The following is a 17,254-nucleotide window of genomic DNA, read 5'->3' as shown; positions in this document are numbered from 1 at the left end:
GGTGCCAGCTCCTTTCAGGCCGAGACGAGGTAGGAGAAGACCGACTCGAGGGACTCGTCGGAGGGCGAGACCGTCATCAGCCGGATGTCGTGCGCGCGGGCCACACGGGGCAGCAGCTCCGTGAAGCGGCCGAAGTCGACGGCCTGGATGCGCAGCGCGCCTTCCTTCAGGTCGACCTCGATACCGGCCGTGGAGGGGTCGGCGATCAGGGCCGCTGCGAGGGCCCTGTCGTCGGAGGAGCGGACGAGGTAGCGGTGCGGGCGGTCCGTCATCAGGCGGCGGATCTTGCGGAAGTCACCGGAAGCGGCGTGCCGGCCGGCGACGACCACCTCGATGTGCGAGGCGAGCTGCTCGACCTCCTCCAGGATGTGGGAGGAGAACAGGACGGTGCGTCCCTCGTCACCCATGCGTCGCAGCAGGTCCATCAGCTGCATGCGCTGGCGCGGGTCCATCCCGTTGAACGGCTCGTCCAGGAGCAGCACGGACGGGTTGTGGACGAGGGCGGACGCCATCTTCACGCGCTGGCGCATGCCCTTGGAGTAGGTGGAGATCTTGCGGTCCTGGGCGTACTCCATCTCGACGGTGGCGAGGGCCCGCTGGGCGTCCGCGTCGTCGAGGCCGTGCAGCTCGGCGTTGGCGACGACGAACTCCCGGCCGGTGAGGAAGTCGTACATCGCCTCGCGCTCGGGCACGACGCCGATCTGCTTGTAGACCTGCTCGTTCTGCCAGATCGGCGCGCCGTCGAGGGTGACGGTGCCCGTGGAGGGGGCGAGGAAGCCGCCCATCATGTTGATGAGGGTGGACTTCCCCGCGCCGTTGGGGCCCAGGAGCCCGGTGACACCGGGTCCGATGCTCATGGTCACGTCGTTGACGGCGACGACGTTCCCGAACCAGCGGGAGGTGTGGTCGATGTCGATGGTGGTCACAGCCCGGCCTTCCGGTAGCGGGCCATCAGGGCGGCGTAGGAGCCGGCGATGAGGCCGAGGGCGACGAGCAGGTAGACGGCACCGACACCGGCCGAGGGGCCCTCGCCGCCGGGGAAGGCGGAGGTCGCGTTGAGGAACGCGGTCTGTACGCCGTCGATGAGGGTGATCGGGGAGAACAGGCCCATCCACTCGATGGCTCCGGCGTTCCCGGTGCTGTACGCGATCCCCTGGACCGCGGTCACCGCGCCGAACGGGATCAGGAGGACCGCGATGATCGCGGCGACGCCGAACCCGCGGCGCGGGGTGAGCGCGGCCATGACCAGGCCGAGGCCGGCGAAGAGCAGCGACAGCAGCAGAACCGACACGAGTCCCTGCCCGAATCCCTTGGTCTGGTGGGCGAAGTCGAACTTCGCCAGGAGCGCGCCGATCCACATGATCAGCAGCGGGGTCGCGGTGAGGATGAACAGGGCCGAGGCCATGGCCGCGTACTTGGCCACGACGTAGTCGACGCGTTCGATGGGCCGCGAGAAGTAGAGCGGCACCGTCTTGAAGCGCAGGTCCCGGGAGACGGACTGCGGTGCCTGGGACGCGAGGAAGAGGCCGATGATCACCTGGGTGGTCAGGGCGTACGTCGTGTACTTGATCGGCAGGTCGCTGGAGCCGGGCACCGCGATGGCGACCGCGACGATGATCAGCGCGGGGACGCACATCACCGCGAAGAGGATCATCGGCAGGACCTTGGACTTGGCCGAGCGACCGAGTCCGTAGGCGCCGCGCAGGGACTGCGAGAACAGCGACTTGCGGGCGTAGGCACGGCCGAGCCGGGGGCCGTCGTAGGACCGGTAGCCGATGTTGTGGATCTGGGTCGAGGTCTCAGGCGCCATCGGAACCGGCTCCCTTCTGCTGGACGGAGTGCGCGGGCTGATCGCTGTCGCGGAAGACCTCCGCGATGTGGTGGCGGCGCTGCTCCATGCGGACCAGGCCGATACCGAGATCGGCGACCGTGTCGCGGACGGTGTCGTAGGTGTCCTCGCCGGAGGCCTCGACGAGGAGGATGTGGCCGGCGCCGGGCAGGCCCTGCTCGCTGCCCTCGTGCAGGACAACGCCCGCCTCGGCGAGCGCCTTGCGCAGGGCGGCGGTGCCGTCCGGGTGCGTGTCGGAGTCGGTGACCTCGACCGCGAGGGTCGTGGTGATCTGGGTGAAGTCGCTGGTGGAGCTGGAGCGCAGCAGCTTGCCGCCGTCGACGACCACCACGTGGTCGCAGGTCCGCTCCAGCTCGCCGAGGAGGTGGGAGGTGACCAGGACGGAGATGCCGAAGTCCGTGTAGACGCGGCGGATCAGGCCGAGCATCTCGTCACGGCCGACCGGGTCCAGGCCGTTGGTCGGCTCGTCGAGGAGCACCAGCTGGGGGTCGTGGACGAGTGCCTGGGCGAGCTTGACGCGCTGCTTCATGCCGGTGGAGTAGCCGCCGATGGGGCGGTAGCGCTCCTCGTACAGCCCGACGTGGCGCAGGGTGTCGGCGGTGCGCTCGCGGGCCGCGGTCGGCGGCAGCCCGGACATGCGCGCCATGTGGACGACGAACTCGGTGGCCGAGACGTCGGGTGGCAGGCAGTCGTGCTCGGGCATGTACCCGACGCGTTCACGGATGGCACTGCCATGCGTTTTGACGTCGAGGCCGAGCACGGCGGCGCTGCCCTCGGTGGCGGGGGACAGTCCCAGCAGAATTTTGATCAGCGTGGACTTGCCGGCTCCGTTGGCACCCACGAGGCCGGTCACACCAGGCCCGATGTCCAGGGAGAGCCGGTCGAGGGCGGTCACTCGGGGGTACCGCTTGCTCAGGCTTTCGGTCGCGATGACAGTCACGAGCTCGACGTTAGTGGCGGAGCTCTCGCGAAGCGTCAGACCTTGAGTGGGATCCCGTCTCCGCCTTGAGGCGTACGTACCCGTACTGGAGGCTGATGTGGACCGGACAACTTTATCCACAGGTCTGTGCACGACCCTTGACGTGATCTCCGGTCATTGTCACATTCATCAGTGTCAAGTTACGGGCGCGTACGGCTAGACGGATGGACGGGCTGACATGGCTGGGGACACCAAGCAACGCACCGCGCGACTCTCCGGACGGCTCTCCGCCGATCTGAGCGGGTTCAGAGAGGTGCAGCGTCTCTCGTACGAGTGCGCCGAGGCCGTCGCGGCCCAGCTGCGGCCCGGTGTGACCGAGCGCGAGGCGGCGCGCATGCAGCGCCAGTGGCTGCGCGACCGCGGCGTACGGGACTGGTTCCACCTGCCCTTCGCCTGGTTCGGGGACCGCACGGCCTTCGCGAACTTCAAGATCCCGCTGCAGTTCTTCCCGACCAACCGGAAGCTGGAGCCGGGGATGCCGTTCATCCTCGACATGGCACCGGTCCACAAGGGCTACGCGGCCGACATCGGGTACTCCGGCAGCCTCGGACTGAATCCGGTGCAGGACCGCCTGATGTCCGACCTCCAGGCCCACCGCGTACTGATCCTGGAGCAGGTGCGCGAGCGCCGCTCCCTGCGCGAGATCTACGAGAACGTCGAGCGGCTGATGACCCGACAGGGGTACGCCAACCGGCACCGGGCCTATCCGTTCGGCGTGATCGCGCACAAGATCGACCGGGTCAAGGAGCGGCGCTGGTCCCCGACCGCCTTCGGGTTCGGCACCCAGTCCCTCAAGGGGCTGGCCGGTGACGCCCTGCACGGGCATCGCGAGGGCTGGTCCCCGCTGTGGAGTCCGTACCACTTCTCCGACCACCCGCCGCAGCCCGGACTGTGGGCGGTGGAACCGCACCTGGGATTCCGGGGCACCGGCGCGAAGTTCGAGGAGATCCTGGTCGTCACCGACTCCCGGGATCCCGAGGAGAGCGCGTTCTGGCTGGACGACGACCTGCCGCACGTGCGGCGCTGGGCCGAGGAGAAGGCAGCATGAGCGGCATGAGCGGAGCAGGAGTGGCGGGACCGGCGGGTGCGCGCGAGCGCTGGGTGAGCACCGGAGGGGTCGAGCTGTGCGTCGTCGAGCTCGGCGAGGCGGACCGCCCGACCGTGCTGCTGGTGCACGGCTACCCGGACAGCAAGGAAGTCTGGTCGGAGGTCGCCGAGCGGCTCGCCGCCCGCTTCCACGTGGTGCTCTACGACGTACGCGGCCACGGGCGCTCCACCGCGCCGCAGCCGCTGCGCGGCGGTTTCACCCTGGAGAAGCTGACCGACGACTTCTTGGCGGTGGCGGACGCGGTCAGCCCGGACCGGCCCGTGCACCTGGTCGGCCACGACTGGGGCTCCGTACAGGGCTGGGAGTTCGCGACGGCCGCCCGCACCGAGGGCCGGATCGCCTCCTTCACCTCGATGTCCGGCCCCTCCCTCGACCACTTCGGGCACTGGATCAAGAAGCGGATGACGCGGCCGACCCCGCGCGCGGCCGCGCAGCTGCTCGGCCAGGGCGCCAAGTCCTGGTACGTCTACATGCTGCACACTCCGGTGCTCCCGGAGCTCGCCTGGCGCGGACCGCTCGGCAAGCGGTGGCCGTCGATCCTCCAGCGCCTCGAGAAGGTTCCGGCCGGCTCGTACCCGACGGCCTCGCTGCCCTCGGACGCGGCGCACGGCGCCTGGCTCTACCGCGACAACGTGCGGGCGCGGCTGCGCCGGCCGCGCCCCGACGCGTACGCCCACGCCCCCGTGCAGCTGATCACCCCGACCGGGGACGCCTTCCTGTCCGAGCGGCTCTACGACGGCCTGGAGCACTGGGCCCCGGACCTGCTGCGGCGCACCCTGCCCGCCAAGCACTGGGTCCCGAGGACCCGGCCGGACCAGCTGGCCGCCTGGATCACCGAGTTCGTCACCGCCCGGGAGGAACCGGCCACGCGGGCACCGGAGCTCAAGGCCCCGGGCCGGTACGCCGACCGCTTCGGCGGCCAGCTGGTCCTGGTCACCGGCGCGGCCAGCGGCATCGGCCGGGCCACCGCCTTCGCGTTCGCCGAGGCCGGGGCCCGCGTGGTGGCCGTCGACCGTGATGCCGAGGGCGCGGCGCGCACGGCCGACATGGCCCGGCTCGTGGGCGCCGCCGAGGCCTGGGCCGAGTGCGTGGACGTCAGCGACGAGCAGGCGATGGAGAAGCTCGCGGCGAAGGTCGCCGCCGAGTACGGCATCGTGGACGTCCTGGTCAACAACGCCGGGATCGGTCTGTCCGGAGCCTTCCTCGACACGTCGGCCGAGGACTGGAAGAAGGTCCTGGACGTCAATCTGTGGGGCGTCATCCACGGCTGCCGGATCTTCGGCCGGCAGATGGCCGAGCGCGGCCAGGGCGGGCACATCGTCAACACCGCCTCCGCCGCGGCCTACCTGCCCTCCAGGACCCTGCCCGCCTACAGCACCTCGAAGGCCGCGGTGCTGATGCTGTCGGAGTGCCTGCGCGCGGAGCTGGCGTCGAAGTCGATCGGCGTCTCCGCGATCTGCCCGGGCATCGTCAACACCAACATCACCGCCACCTCGCGCTTCGCCGGGGTGGACGAGGCCGAGGAGAAGCGCCGCCAGGAACGCTCCTCGCGGCTGTACGGGCTGCGCAACTTCCCGCCGGAGAAGGTCGCCGACGCCATCCTGCGCGCCGTGGTCCGCAACGAGGCCGTCGTACCGGTGACTCCCGAGTCCAAGGGCGCCCTGTGGATGTCCCGCCACGCCCCGCGCGTCCTGCGGCGCCTCGCGAGGGTGGAGCCGAAGCTGTGAGCGGGGGCCCGCGGTGGAGAGAGCCCGGCACGGCCATATGCCGCTCCATCCGGCGGTCGTACCATCCCTCGCAGGAGGGCTCGCTGCGCAGGGCGGTCGAGCACCTTGCGGCTTCACCTGCCGCCCGGGCCGCGGAGGGCGGCGCGGTCGGCCCAGCCGCGATGTCGTAGGGAGCCGGGATTGTCCGATCAGGCGGTAGCCGAGTACCGGATCGAGGATCTGGCGCACCACAGCGGGGCGACGGTGCGCACGATCCGGGCGTACCAGGACCGCGGGCTGCTGCCGAAGCCGGAGCGGCGCGGCCGTTCCAACGTCTACCGGGACACGCATCTGGCGCGGCTGCGCCAGATCGCTGACCTGCTCGACCGCGGTTACACCCTGGCCTCCATCAAGGAGTTGCTGGAGGCCTGGGACGCGGGACGCGGCCTGGGCGGCGTACTGGGGCTGGTCGCCGAGGTGCACGGGCCGTGGACCGACGAGGAGGCCGCGCGGATCAGCCGGGAGGAGCTGAACGAGCGGTTCGGCGGCCGGCCGGACGACGAGGCGGTGGGCGAGGCGTGCGAGCTGGGGGTCCTGGAGCGGATCCCCGGGCGCCCGGACCAGTTCCTGGTGCCCTCCCCCCAGGAGCTGGCGGTGGCCGCCGAGCTGTACGCGGCCGGGGTGCCACTGCCGGCGATCACCCGACACCTGCGGGAACTGCGCGGGCAGGTGGAGCACATCGCCTCGCGGTTCCTGGAGTTCACCACCGAGCACGTCTTCGCGCGCTACCTCGGGCAGGTGCCGCCCACGGACGCGGACGCGGCGGAGGCGGCGACGATGGTGCGGCGGCTGCGCCCGCTCGCCCAGCAGACCGTGGACGCGGAGCTGGCGCGGGCGATGCGGCTGTTCGCGACCCGGCATCTGCAGCGGCACCTGGGGGCGGCGGGCACGCCCCAGGCGTCGGGGTCCTCGCCGGTGGCGCTGCCGGCCGGGACGGTACGGGCGGTGCAGGACCTGGTGGGCCCCGACCACGTGGCGGAGTTCGTCCGGGCGGCGACGGAGCGGGAGCTCCAGGCCCGGACCATGAACGATCTGGCGCGCCGGGCGGAGCCCGGCCGGTAGTCCACAGGGCGGATCATGCATTTGCCGTCAAAACCCGCCCAAACAGCTGTGGACAACTCCCCTTTTCCTGTGGGCAACTGAGGCGGCGCCTCAGCCGACGGGCTCGTACGCCGCCTTCGTGGGGCTCGCGCCGTCCGCCGGCCCGGTCTCGGGCAGGGACGTCGGCACGGCCGTCTCGACCGGCACCGGCTTCGCGGTCCGCGAGGCCCCGTTCTCGCTCCCGTTCCCGTTCCCGTTCCCGTACAGCAGGGCGGCCAGGGCCAGGCCGAGGATCCCGCCGATCAGCTGGGCGGCGACGAATCCGGGCAGCGACTCCGGGGCGATGCCGGTGAAGGAATCGCTGAAACTGCGCCCGATGGTGCCGGCCGGGTTGGCGAAGGAACCGGAGGAGGTGAACCAGATCGCGGCGGCGATGTACGCCGCGACCGCCGCCGGGACGAGCCGGGGGCGCCCGATCCGCCCGAGGCCCTGGATCACGAGGACGAGACCGGCGGTGGCGACCACCTCGCCGATGAGCAGGTGCCCGCCGTCGCGCACCTGGGTGGAGAAGGTGCCCGGGGTCCGGCCGAACATGGTCTCCGCGAGGAGGGCTCCGCCGATGGCTCCCGCGGTCTGGGCCACGGTGTACACGAGCGCCTCCCGGCCGCCGAGCCCGTCGCCGCCGGTGCGCCGGGCCCACCAGGAGGTGAGGGTGACCACCGGGTTGAGGTGGGCGCCGGACAGCGGCCCGAAGAGGGTGATGATCAGCCCGAGGCCGATGGCCGAGGCGAGCGAGTTGGCGATGAGGGCGACCCCGGTGTCCCGGCTGAGCTCGGCGGCCTGGAGTCCGGAGCCGATCACGACCACGAGCAGGCCGGCGGTCCCGATCAGCTCGGCAGCCGCACGGCGTGACAGAGAGGTATGGGCTGTCATGGTTTCTCCCCCTGGGCAGAAGTGGCAGCGGAAAATATATTCCGCATCTTGGAATGGCGATAGAGGGTGTCCAGCCCCGGGCCACACCCGAAAATCCCTGCCGGAGGACCGCCCGAGCGGGCACGCTGGGGCCCATGGATGAAAGACGCACCGTGAAGGTGTCGAAGTACGTCTCGAAACACCTGCGGCACCAGCCGGAACGGATCGGACTGGTGCTCGATCCCCGTGGCTGGGTGGAGATCGACGATCTGCTGGGGGCCGCCGCCGCCCACGGATTCCACTTCAGCCGCGCCGAGCTCGACCACGTCGTCGCCGCCAACGACAAGCAGCGGTTCGCCGTCGACGGGACCCGGATCCGGGCGAACCAGGGGCACACCGTCGCCGTGGACCTGGAGCTTCCGGAGGCCGAACCGCCCGCGTACCTCTACCACGGCACCGTCGCCGCCGCCCTGGACGCGATCCGCGCCGAAGGCCTGCGACCGATGGCCCGCCACCACGTGCACCTGTCCCCGGACCGGGAGACCGCGACCCGCGTCGGTGCGCGCCGCGGGCGGCCCGTCGTGCTCTCCGTGGACGCCGGTGCGATGCGCGCGGCCGGGCACGTCTTCCGGATCAGCGCCAACGGGGTGTGGCTGGTGGACGCGGTGCCGCCGCAGTTCCTGCGCTTCCAGTAGCCCTTGAAGCAGCCTTTCGGCAGCCCACCCGCCGGCGCACCCGGCAGCGCTTTCGGCGGCGGTTCCAGGGGCACTCCAAGGGCGGAAATTCACGCTGAGATTGTCGGACCATCCCCCTAATGTGAGTCCCACTCCGGGATCTGTGAGGGGGGCACCTCGCGGTCACCGAACCATCCCTGCACGTACGCGAGGTGACGCCCTATGACGTCCGCACCCCACAATTTCCAGGTCGATCTGCGCGGCCTGGTGGATCTCCTCTCCCACCACCTCTACTCCAGCCCGCGCGTCTACGTCCGCGAGCTCCTGCAGAACGCCGTGGACGCGGTCACCGCCCGCCACGCCCTCCACCCTGAAGCCGAGGTCCGCATCCGGCTGTCGGCATCCGGCGGTCGCGTGACCATCGAGGACAGCGGCATCGGCCTGACCGCCGACGAGGCCCATTCCCTGCTCGCCACCATCGGCCGCAGCTCCAAGCGCGGCGGCGACGGCTCCATCGCCGAGCACGGCCTGGAGGCCACCCGCCGCGAATTCCTCGGCCAGTTCGGCATCGGACTGCTCGCGTGCTTCGTCGTGGCCCGCCAGATCCGCGTCGTCACCCGCTCCGCCCGCGACCCCGACGCCGCACCCGTCGAATGGCTCGCCACGGACGACGGCTCGTACACCGTCCGCGAACTGCCCCACGAGGCGCGCCCGGAGCCCGGTACCACCGTCGTCCTCGAAGCCCGCCCGGGCGCCGCGGAATGGACCGTCCCGGCGACGGTCGAGCAACTGGCCCGCGACTACGGCTCCCTGCTGCCCTACGCCATCACCTTCGACGACGGCGAAGGCGGCGGGCCGCGCCCCGTCACCGACCGCCCCGCCGTATGGGACCGGCCCTTCCCCACCCCCGCCGCCCGCCGCGTCGCACTCGCCGGGCACTGCGCGGAGCTCTTCGGCTTCACCCCGCTCGACAGCATCGACCTCGACCTGCCGGTCGCCGGCGTGCGCGGGGTGGCGTACGTCCTTCCCGAGCCGACCAGCCCCGCCCACCGGGCCGGACACCGCGTGCACCTCAAGGGCATGCTGCTCACCGACCGGGCCGACAACCTGCTGCCGGACTGGGCCTTCTTCGTCCGCGCCGTCCTCGACACGGACACCCTGCGGCCCACCGCCTCCCGGGAGAACCTCTACGACGACGAGACCCTGGCCGCCGTACGGGAGGCCCTCGGCACCCGCGTCCGCGGCTGGCTCGCCGAGCTCGCCGCGAGCGAACCGGAGCGCCTGGCCGCCTTCCTGCGCGTCCACCACCTCGGTGTGAAGTCCATGGCCCGGCACGACTCCGAACTGCTCGGGCTGATGCTGCCGTGGCTGCCGTTCGAGACCAGCGACGGCTCGATGAGCCTGCAGGAGTTCGCGGCCGCCCACACGGACATCCACTTCACGCGCACCGTCGAGGAGTTCCGCCAGATCGCACCGATCGCGGCGGCCCACGGGCTCGGCGTCATCAACGCCGGCTACACCTACGACGCGGACCTGCTGGCCCTGCTGCCCGCCGTACGCCCCGACCTCAAGATCACCGAGCTGGACGCCGGAGCCGTCACCGAACGGCTGGACCCGGTACCGACCGCGGCCGAGCTGGAGCTCGCCGCCTTCCTGGCCACCGCGCGCACCCGCCTGGAGCCCCAGGGCTGCGACGTGGTGCTGCGCGCCTTCCAGCCCGTCGCCGTCCCCGCGCTCTACCTCGACGACCGCCAGGCCCGCCAGGAGCGCGACCGCACCGCCGCGCTGGAGAGCGCCGACTCCCTGTGGAGCGGCATCCTCGGCGCGCTGCGGGGCTCCGCGCCGCGCGCCCGGCTGGTCCTCAACCACAACAATCCGCTGATCCGGCGGATCGCCGCCCTTCCCGACGAGGCGCTGACCGGCACCGCCGTCGAATCGCTGTACGGGCAGGCCCTGCTGATGTCGCAGCGGCCGCTGCGCCCCGCCGACTCCACCCTGCTCAACCGGGCCTTCCTCGGACTCCTGGAATGGGCGACGCACTCCACCGATGCCCGCGATGCCCAGGAGGACCAGAAGTGACGACGCTGACGCACGAGGAGATCGTGCGGGGTCTGGCGGAGAACCGCGAGGCGCCGAACGGCGCGGCGCGCAACGCGCACGCCGAGGCCCTGGCCGGTGCGGCCGAGGCGAACGGCGACCGCCCGCTGTTCCGCGAGGCCCTGGACAACCTGATCAACGCGTATCTCTACAGCTCCGAATCGTCGAAGATGCTGGTGCCCTTCGCGCGGCTGCTCCAGGAGTACGACAAGGACCCGGGCGCCTTCGGCGAATGGGACGCGCACTCGCTGTTCTGGCAGTTCAAGTGGGTGGCCTCGGCCATCTCGGACTCCCCCGGGATCCCGCTGGAGTCGGCCGTCGGCTGGCTGGACGAGATGGAGCGCCGCTACAAGATCGCGGGCTACAGCGAGCGGCCCGTGCGCGAGGCCGAGCTGTGGCTCGCCCATGCGACCGGCGACGACGAGCGCGCCGAGCGGGCCTTCCGGCGCTGGCTGGCCGCGGAGCGCGACGACATGAGCGACTGCCAGGCCTGCGAGCTCAACGGCCAGGGCCAGTACGCCGTCGTGCAGGGCGACGACGCCGAGGCGCTGGAGCTGTGGAAGCCGGTGCTCACGGGCGATCTGGTCTGCGCCGAGGAGCCGCACCGGGTCCTGGCCACCTCGCTGCTGCCGCTGCTGCGGCTCGGCCGGGCCGACGAGGCGCGCTCGAACCATGTGCGCGGCTACCGCCTGGCCCGTGGCAACGAGAGCCTGCTGCCGTCGGTCGGCAAGCACATCGAGTTCTGTGCGCTCACCGGCAACGAGTCGCGCGGACTGGAGATCCTGGCCGAGCACGCCGCCCAGGTGGCGCCGCTCGCCAATCTCGACGACCGGCTGGCCTTCCACGGCGGCATCCTCGTGCTGCTGCGGCGTCTGAAGGAGCTGGGGCACGGCCGGAGCCCGGCCGTCCCGTACGAGGGGTCCCCCCGTACGGTCTCCGAGCTGTACGAGGTGCTCCACGCGGGCAGCCTGGACATCGCCCGGCAGTTCGACGCGCGCAACGGCACGACCCGCGTCTCGGACCGCTTCCTCGCGCGGGTGGGCCAGGAGCCGCTGGTGGGCGCGCTGCCGCTCGGGGTGCGCAGTGCGGAGCTGCCCCGGACCGGCACGGCCGGTGCCGGTGCCGGTGCCGCGGCCACCGCCGGAGCCGCCTCCACCGTGGCCGCCGTGCCCGCTCCGGTGCCGGTGCCCGCCGGGTTCACCGAACTCGTGGAGCGGGCCCGCGGTGCCCGTGACGTGGGCCATCCGGGTGCGGACGCCCTGTGGGCCGAGGTGGCCGTACGGGTGGAGGCGCAGCCGGAGCCCGATCCGCTGGTCCTTGCCGACCTCGCGGACCAGCAGGCCCTGGCCGCCGCGCGGCGCGGGGACGAGGCGGCTCCGCAGCTCCTGGCCTCGGTCCGCGACGGCTACCGGGCGCTCGGCCGGGCGGAGCGCGCCGCGCTCGCCGAGCTGCGGCTGGCCAGCGTGGCCGCGCAGTCGGGGGCCGCGCCCGCGGAGATCCGGGAGCTGCTGCGGGTCGCCCTGCGGTCCGCCGAGGCACTGGACACCGCCGAACCGTTGCGGGCCCGGCGGATCGCGCTCGCGGAACTGTCGGCGATCCGCGTGGAGTCGTACCTGCGCTCGGTCGAGGCGGCCGACGCGGACGACCACCACCAGGACCATCACCACGCCGGGGAAGAGGAGCACGGGCACGGTGGGCTCGCCGCCGAGCTGACCGCCTTCATCTCCGCCTACGAGGAGGTCGCGACCGACCTGGTCGCGGACGCCGAGGAGATGCTGGGCCGGGTGGCCCTCGCCCAGGGCGACCCGGAGCGGGCCCTGCCGCTGCTGGCGACCTCCGCCGCCCGGGCGGTCGCCGCCGGCCGGCCGTGGCAGGCCGTGGACCCGCTGGTGCTGCGGGCCGGGGTGCTGATGTCGCTGGACCGGCCCGAGGAGGCGGAGGAGGCCGCGCGCTCCGGGCTGGAGCACTCAGCCGAGCTGACCGACGCCGAGGCGCAGGGCGTCGTACGGCTGACCCTCGCGGACATCCTGCTGCGCCGGGGTGGCCCGGCGCAGGAGGCCGCGGCGCTCGCACTGGCCGGATCCCACTGGTTCGACCAGGCCGGTCTCAGCGCGGACGGCGGGGCACAGGCCCGGCTGCTGCTGGCGCGGGCGTACGCGCGCGAGGACCGGTCCGCCGAGGCCGCCGAGGTCCTCCAGTCGGCCCTGCCGGATCTGCTGGAGCACGGTGAACAGCAGGCGGTGTCCGTACGGGAGTTCCTGGGCGACCTGCTGCGCCGGCTGAACGAGCCCCGGCCGGCGGCGGAGCAGTACCTGCTGGCGGCGGAGCTGACCAAGGGCTGGGAGGATCCGCGCCCGCAGGCGGGCCTCGCGCAGTCGGCCGCCGACACCCTGTCCGACGCGGGGCTGCCCGCGGAAGCGGTCGCCGCCTACGAGCGCGCCCTGGAGCTGCACCGGCTGACGGGTGAGGCCCCTGTCGCCGAGGTACGGGTGCTGCGCTCCCTGGCCTGGCTCGGGCTGCGCGAGGAGGTCGAGGCCACGACGGTCGAGCAGGCCCGGGGCCGGATGGACGAGGCCGCCGAGGTCCTGGAGGCGGCCCTGGCCGCAGATCCCGGTGCTCCTGAGCTGCGGTCCGAACTCGCGCAGACCTGGCACCAGCTGGCACAGGTGCTCGACCGGCACGTCAGCACGAACGAGGAGGCCTCGGACGACGGGACACCCGAAGACGAGGCGCCGGCTGATGCCGGCCACGCCGCGAGCCCGGTCCCGGCCGCCCGGCTGAGCCGTGCGGAGGCCGACGCGCTGCGCCTGGAGGAGATCGAGCTGTGGGACCGGGCCGCCCGGGCCTACGCCGAGCTCGGTCCCGATCATCTGCGGGACCGGTTCCAGTGCCTGAACAACGCGGCCTGGACGGAGCAGGAGCGGGGCGACGCACCGGCGGGAGCAGCGCGTGTCTCCGCGCTGATCGACGAGGTCCGGGCACGGCCCGAGGACGAGCTGCCCGACTGGCTCCTGCCGTCGGCGGAGCGCCTCCTCGAGCAGCTGGGCGGGGCGTAGCGCCTCGGTCGTCGCCGCTCCGGTCCGGAGCGGCGACGACCGGTGGATCAGCTGTCGAGCTGGGCCAGGGCCTCGGTGGCGATCTTCTCGAAGACGGCCTCGTCCGCGGCGAAGTCGGAGTCCGGGATCGGCGCGTGGATCACCAGCTCGGTGAAGCCGAGCTCGCGGTGGCGGCCGGCGAAGTCGACGAACGCGTCGACGGACTCCAGCACGGTGTTGGCCTCGGGCGTGAAGCCGGTCAGCAGGATCTTCTCCATGGGCTCGGGATCCCGCCCGATCTCCACGAACGCCTTGTCGAGCCGTTCGAGCTGGCCGCGCAGGGCCTCCCGCGACTGCTCGGGCGTGCCCTCCTCGAAGAGCTTCGGGTCACCCGTGGTCACCCAGGCCTGGCCGTGGCGGGCGGCAAGCCGCAGACCGCGCGGTCCGGTCGCGGCGACCGCGAACGGCAGCCGCGGACCCTGCACGCAGCCGGGGATGTTGCGGGCCTCCTCGGCGGAGTAGAAGGTGCCCTCGTGGCTCACCGAGCCCTCGGTCAGCAACCGGTCCAGCAGCGGCACGAACTCGGCGAAGCGGTCGGCGCGCTCCCTCGGGGACCAGGCCTCCTGGCCCAGCACGGTCGCGTCGAAGCCGTTGCCGCCGGCTCCGATACCGAGGGTGACGCGCCCGCCGGAGATGTCGTCCAGGGAGATGAGTTCCTTGGCGAGGGTCACCGGGTGCCGGAAGTTCGGCGAGGTGACGAGTGTGCCCAGGCGCAGTCGCTCGGTGGCGGTGGCCGCCGCGGTCAGGGTGGGCAGCGCACCAAACCACGGGCCGTCGCGGAAGGTCCGCCAGGACAGGTGGTCGTAGGTGTAGGCGGTGTGGAATCCGAGCTGCTCAGCCCGGAGCCACTGATCGCGGCCCCCCTCGTGCCATCGACGTACCGGAAGGATCACCGTGCTCAGACGCAGACTCATGCGTCGAGCCTACGGCGAGGCGATGTTTCACGTGAAACATCGCCTCGCGTGAAACATCGTCCGGCGCGGCAGCCGGACCCGATCATGGTCCGGCCGTCCCCGACCATGGGCGAAGATGGAGCGTGACCTCGGCTCCCCAGCGCCCGGACGGGCCCACTCCCACTCCCCGGCTCATCGCCACCGACCTTGACGGCACCCTGCTGCGCGACGACAAATCCGTGTCGCCGCGTACCGTCGCCGCGCTCGCCGCCGCCGAGGAGGCCGGGATCGAGGTCTTCTTCGTCACCGGACGCCCGGCCCGCTGGATGGACGTGGTCAGCGACCACGTCCACGGGCACGGTCTCGCGATCTGCGCCAATGGCGCGGCGGTCGTCGACCTGCACGCCGGACGGGAATTCGTCCAGGTCAGGGCCCTCCCGCGGGCGGCCGCACTCGCCGTCGTCGATGCCCTGCGGATCGCCGCACCCGGTACGTCCTTCGCGGTCGAGCTGACCACCGGCATCAACTACGAGCCGGCGTACCCGCCGTTCTTCAAGGACCCGGCCGCCAGGATCGCCACGGCCGAGGAGCTGCTGCGGGAGGACACGGCCGGGGGCGCCGCGCCCGTGCTCAAGCTGCTGGCGCACCACTCCGAGATCGCCCCGGACGAATTCCTGACGCTGGCCCGCTCCGCCGCCGACGCCTACGCGTCGATCACCCGCTCCAGCCCCACGTCCCTGCTGGAGATCAGCGGGCACGGCGTCTCCAAGGCCAGCACGCTGGCCCTGTGCTGCGCCGAGCGGGGCATTTCCCCCGCCGAGGTCGTCGCGTTCGGGGACATGCCGAACGACGTGGAGATGCTGAGCTGGGCCGGCACCTCGTACGCGATGGGCAACGCCCACCCGGATGTGATCGCGGCCGCGTCCGGCCGTACGGTCGCCAACAACGAGGACGGGGTCGCCCTTGTCATCGAGCGGATCCTGGCCGAACTCACCGCCCAGCAGCAGGCCTGAGCAGCGGCTCCGAGCGAGCGGGCCGCAGCGGCGGGCACCTCAGAGCGGGGCCTCCCACACCAGGGTGGTCCCGCCGCCGTCCTCGCCGATGCCCGGGCCGTACGAGCTCGCGCCGCCCAGCGACTCGGCCCGTCGGCGCAGGTTGCGCAGCCCGCTGCGCCGGCCCCCTTCGGGGATGCCCACCCCGTCGTCGGCCACCTCCAGCCGGACACCCGGCCGGCCGTCGGCGAGCGTGACGGTGGAGTCGATGACCACCTCGATCCGGGACGCGTCGGCATGGCGGAAGGCATTGGACAGCGCCTCGCGCAGCGCGGCGATCAGGTTCTTGCCGACCAGCTCGTCGACGACGGTGTCGATCGGGCCGAGGAAGCGGTGCACGGGCTTGAAGCCCAGGGGTACGGCGGCCATGTTGATCTCCCGCAGCACCCGGGTGCGCAACCCGGACGGGGCCTCCGCCGGACCCTGCTGGAGGGCGAAGATGGCGGTGCGGATCTCCTGGATCGTCACGTCCAGTTCGTCCACGGCCTTGCCCACGCCGTCGCGGACCTCGGGAACGATGGACCGGCGCTGGGCTCCCTCCAGCATCAACCCGGTGGCGAACAGCCGTTGGATGACCAGGTCGTGCAGGTCGCGGGCGATCCGGTCCCGGTCCTCGAACACGGCCAGCCGCTCACGGTCGCGCTGCGCCTCGGCCATCATCAGGGCGAGCGCCGCCTGCGAGGCGAACTGAGTGGCCAGGGTCCGCTCGGCCTCGCTGAACGGACGCTTGCCACGCCCCCGGGGGGTCACCAGCGCGCCCAGCACCCGCCCGCCACTGTGCAGGGGCAGCATCATGCAGGGCCCGAACTCGCTGGTCAGCTTGCCGATCATGCGGGGGTCGGACGAGGCGTCGTCCACGAAGACCGGCTCGCCGTGCAACAGGCTGTCCACCACCGGGCTCTCGGCCGGGATCACCACACCGAGCGAGGTGGCCGGGTTCTCGGCCGAGACGGCGACGATCTCCATCCCGCCCTCCTCGGCCGGCAGCAGCACGATCCCCGCGGAGGAGTCGGCCAGCCGGCGGGCCTGCTCCGCCACCACCACGAGGGCGTCGTCCGCGTCCCCGCCGGACAGGAGGGCGGTGGTGACGGCCACCGATCCGTCGATCCAGCGCTCGCGCTGCGTGGCGGCCTCGTACAGCCGGGCGTTGCCGATGGCGATGCCGGCCTCGGTGGCCAGGACCCGGACCATGTGGACGTCGTAGTCGTTGAACTCGCCGCCGCCGTTCTTCTCGGCGAGGTACAGATTCCCGAAGATCTCTCCCTGCACCCGGATCGGGACACCGAGGAAGGTCTTCATGGGCGGGTGGTGCGCCGGGAACCCCGCGGAGCGCGGATCCTTCGTCAGATCGGCCAGCAGCACGGTGTCGGAATGTGAGATCAGTGCTCCGAGCAGGCCCCGCTTCCCGTCCGGACGGTGTCCGATCTTCCGGGCCAACTCCGGGGCGATCCCGTGGGTGACGAAGTCCGAGAGCCCGCGGCCCTCCGTGTCGACGACGCCGATCGCCGCGTAGCGGGCGCCCGCGAGCTCGGCCGCGGTCTCGCAGATGCGGTCCAGCGTGGAGTGCAGCTCAAGGCCGGTCCCGACCGACCGCATCGCCTCCAGCAGTTGCGGTACCCGGGCCGTGAGCTCGGTGGACAGGCCCTGCAGGCTCCTCGTGGCCTCGGTGGCGGCCACCAGCGGGTCCGACGTCACGGGTACGAGCGGTGCGGCCGTCGAGGGATCCGGCAGCGGATCCGACGAATCCGGCGACTGTTGCGACTGCTGCGCTGACATGCTCTTGAGAGT

Annotated in this window: 13 protein-coding genes; 7 read left to right on the top strand and 6 right to left on the bottom strand. The window is 72.2% G+C overall.

Annotated elements, in window-relative coordinates:
• Positions 1-14: 14 nt before the first annotated feature.
• The 3 genes from ACFYZ4_RS25025 to ACFYZ4_RS25015 are packed head-to-tail and all read right to left on the bottom strand — an operon-like array spanning position 15 to position 2,789.
• On the bottom strand, positions 15-926 hold the full coding sequence (locus ACFYZ4_RS25025) for an ABC transporter ATP-binding protein (protein WP_351287955.1): 912 nt from the start codon (positions 924-926) through the stop codon (positions 15-17).
• Positions 923-1,810 (bottom strand): ABC transporter permease, encoded by an 888-nt coding sequence (locus ACFYZ4_RS25020; protein ID WP_351287958.1) that lies wholly within the window; start codon positions 1,808-1,810, stop codon positions 923-925. Before ACFYZ4_RS25020 ends, ACFYZ4_RS25025 begins: the two co-directional genes overlap by 4 nt.
• Positions 1,800-2,789: an ABC transporter ATP-binding protein gene (locus tag ACFYZ4_RS25015; RefSeq protein ID WP_351287961.1), complete on the bottom strand. Its 990-nt coding sequence runs from the start codon at positions 2,787-2,789 to the stop codon at positions 1,800-1,802. Before ACFYZ4_RS25015 ends, ACFYZ4_RS25020 begins: the two co-directional genes overlap by 11 nt.
• 217 nt (positions 2,790-3,006) lie before the next feature.
• On the opposite strand from ACFYZ4_RS25015, the gene ACFYZ4_RS25010 reads away from it, so the two are divergent.
• The 3 genes from ACFYZ4_RS25010 (at position 3,007) to ACFYZ4_RS25000 (ending at position 6,764) form a co-directional block, all read left to right on the top strand.
• A complete protein-coding gene (locus ACFYZ4_RS25010) occupies positions 3,007-3,876 on the top strand; it encodes a M24 family metallopeptidase (RefSeq protein WP_351287964.1) in 870 nt (289 codons plus the stop codon).
• A 5-nt stretch (positions 3,877-3,881) separates the two neighbouring features.
• Positions 3,882-5,663, top strand: a complete 1,782-nt coding sequence (locus ACFYZ4_RS25005; RefSeq protein ID WP_351287967.1) for an SDR family oxidoreductase — start codon at positions 3,882-3,884, stop codon at positions 5,661-5,663.
• Between the two features lie 180 nt (positions 5,664-5,843).
• On the top strand, positions 5,844-6,764 hold the full coding sequence (locus ACFYZ4_RS25000; RefSeq protein WP_351287970.1) for a MerR family transcriptional regulator: 921 nt from the start codon (positions 5,844-5,846) through the stop codon (positions 6,762-6,764).
• 90 nt (positions 6,765-6,854) lie between these two features.
• Here the strand turns inward: ACFYZ4_RS25000 and ACFYZ4_RS24995 are convergent, their stop codons facing one another.
• On the bottom strand, positions 6,855-7,676 hold the full coding sequence (locus ACFYZ4_RS24995) for an aquaporin (protein ID WP_390784840.1): 822 nt from the start codon (positions 7,674-7,676) through the stop codon (positions 6,855-6,857).
• Between the two features lie 134 nt (positions 7,677-7,810).
• Here ACFYZ4_RS24995 and ACFYZ4_RS24990 point away from each other — a divergent pair, with 134 nt between their 5' ends.
• The 3 genes from ACFYZ4_RS24990 to ACFYZ4_RS24980 all read left to right on the top strand — a co-directional run bounded on the left by ACFYZ4_RS24990 (position 7,811) and on the right by ACFYZ4_RS24980 (position 13,482).
• Positions 7,811-8,350, top strand: coding sequence for an RNA 2'-phosphotransferase (locus tag ACFYZ4_RS24990; protein ID WP_390784839.1), 540 nt, complete (start codon positions 7,811-7,813; stop codon positions 8,348-8,350).
• 201 nt (positions 8,351-8,551) lie between these two features.
• Entirely contained in the window at positions 8,552-10,408 is a 1,857-nt protein-coding gene (locus ACFYZ4_RS24985; protein WP_384340010.1) for an HSP90 family protein, read from the top strand.
• A complete protein-coding gene (locus tag ACFYZ4_RS24980; RefSeq protein ID WP_390784838.1) occupies positions 10,405-13,482 on the top strand; it encodes a tetratricopeptide repeat protein in 3,078 nt (1,025 codons plus the stop codon). The genes ACFYZ4_RS24985 and ACFYZ4_RS24980 overlap by 4 nt, the downstream gene beginning before the upstream one ends.
• A 47-nt stretch (positions 13,483-13,529) precedes the next feature.
• Here ACFYZ4_RS24980 and ACFYZ4_RS24975 read toward each other — a convergent pair whose 3' ends face one another.
• Positions 13,530-14,435 carry an LLM class flavin-dependent oxidoreductase gene (locus tag ACFYZ4_RS24975; RefSeq protein ID WP_351290069.1) on the bottom strand — a complete coding sequence of 302 codons (906 nt, stop codon included), beginning with the start codon at positions 14,433-14,435 and terminating at the stop codon, positions 13,530-13,532.
• Between the two features lie 122 nt (positions 14,436-14,557).
• On the opposite strand from ACFYZ4_RS24975, the gene ACFYZ4_RS24970 reads away from it, so the two are divergent.
• Positions 14,558-15,427 carry a Cof-type HAD-IIB family hydrolase gene (locus tag ACFYZ4_RS24970; protein ID WP_390784837.1) on the top strand — a complete coding sequence of 290 codons (870 nt, stop codon included), beginning with the start codon at positions 14,558-14,560 and terminating at the stop codon, positions 15,425-15,427.
• A gap of 39 nt (positions 15,428-15,466) precedes the next feature.
• On the opposite strand, the gene ACFYZ4_RS24965 is transcribed toward ACFYZ4_RS24970, so the two are convergent.
• Positions 15,467-17,242 carry a GAF domain-containing sensor histidine kinase gene (locus ACFYZ4_RS24965; RefSeq protein WP_390784836.1) on the bottom strand — a complete coding sequence of 592 codons (1,776 nt, stop codon included), beginning with the start codon at positions 17,240-17,242 and terminating at the stop codon, positions 15,467-15,469.
• Positions 17,243-17,254: the final 12 nt, after the last annotated feature.

It is taken from the genome of Streptomyces sp. NPDC001513 (assembly GCF_042894695.1).
Lineage (GTDB): Bacteria > Actinomycetota > Actinomycetes > Streptomycetales > Streptomycetaceae > Streptomyces.
Note: the sequence above shows the minus strand (reverse complement) of the source record. Positions and strands in the feature narration are given on the sequence as shown.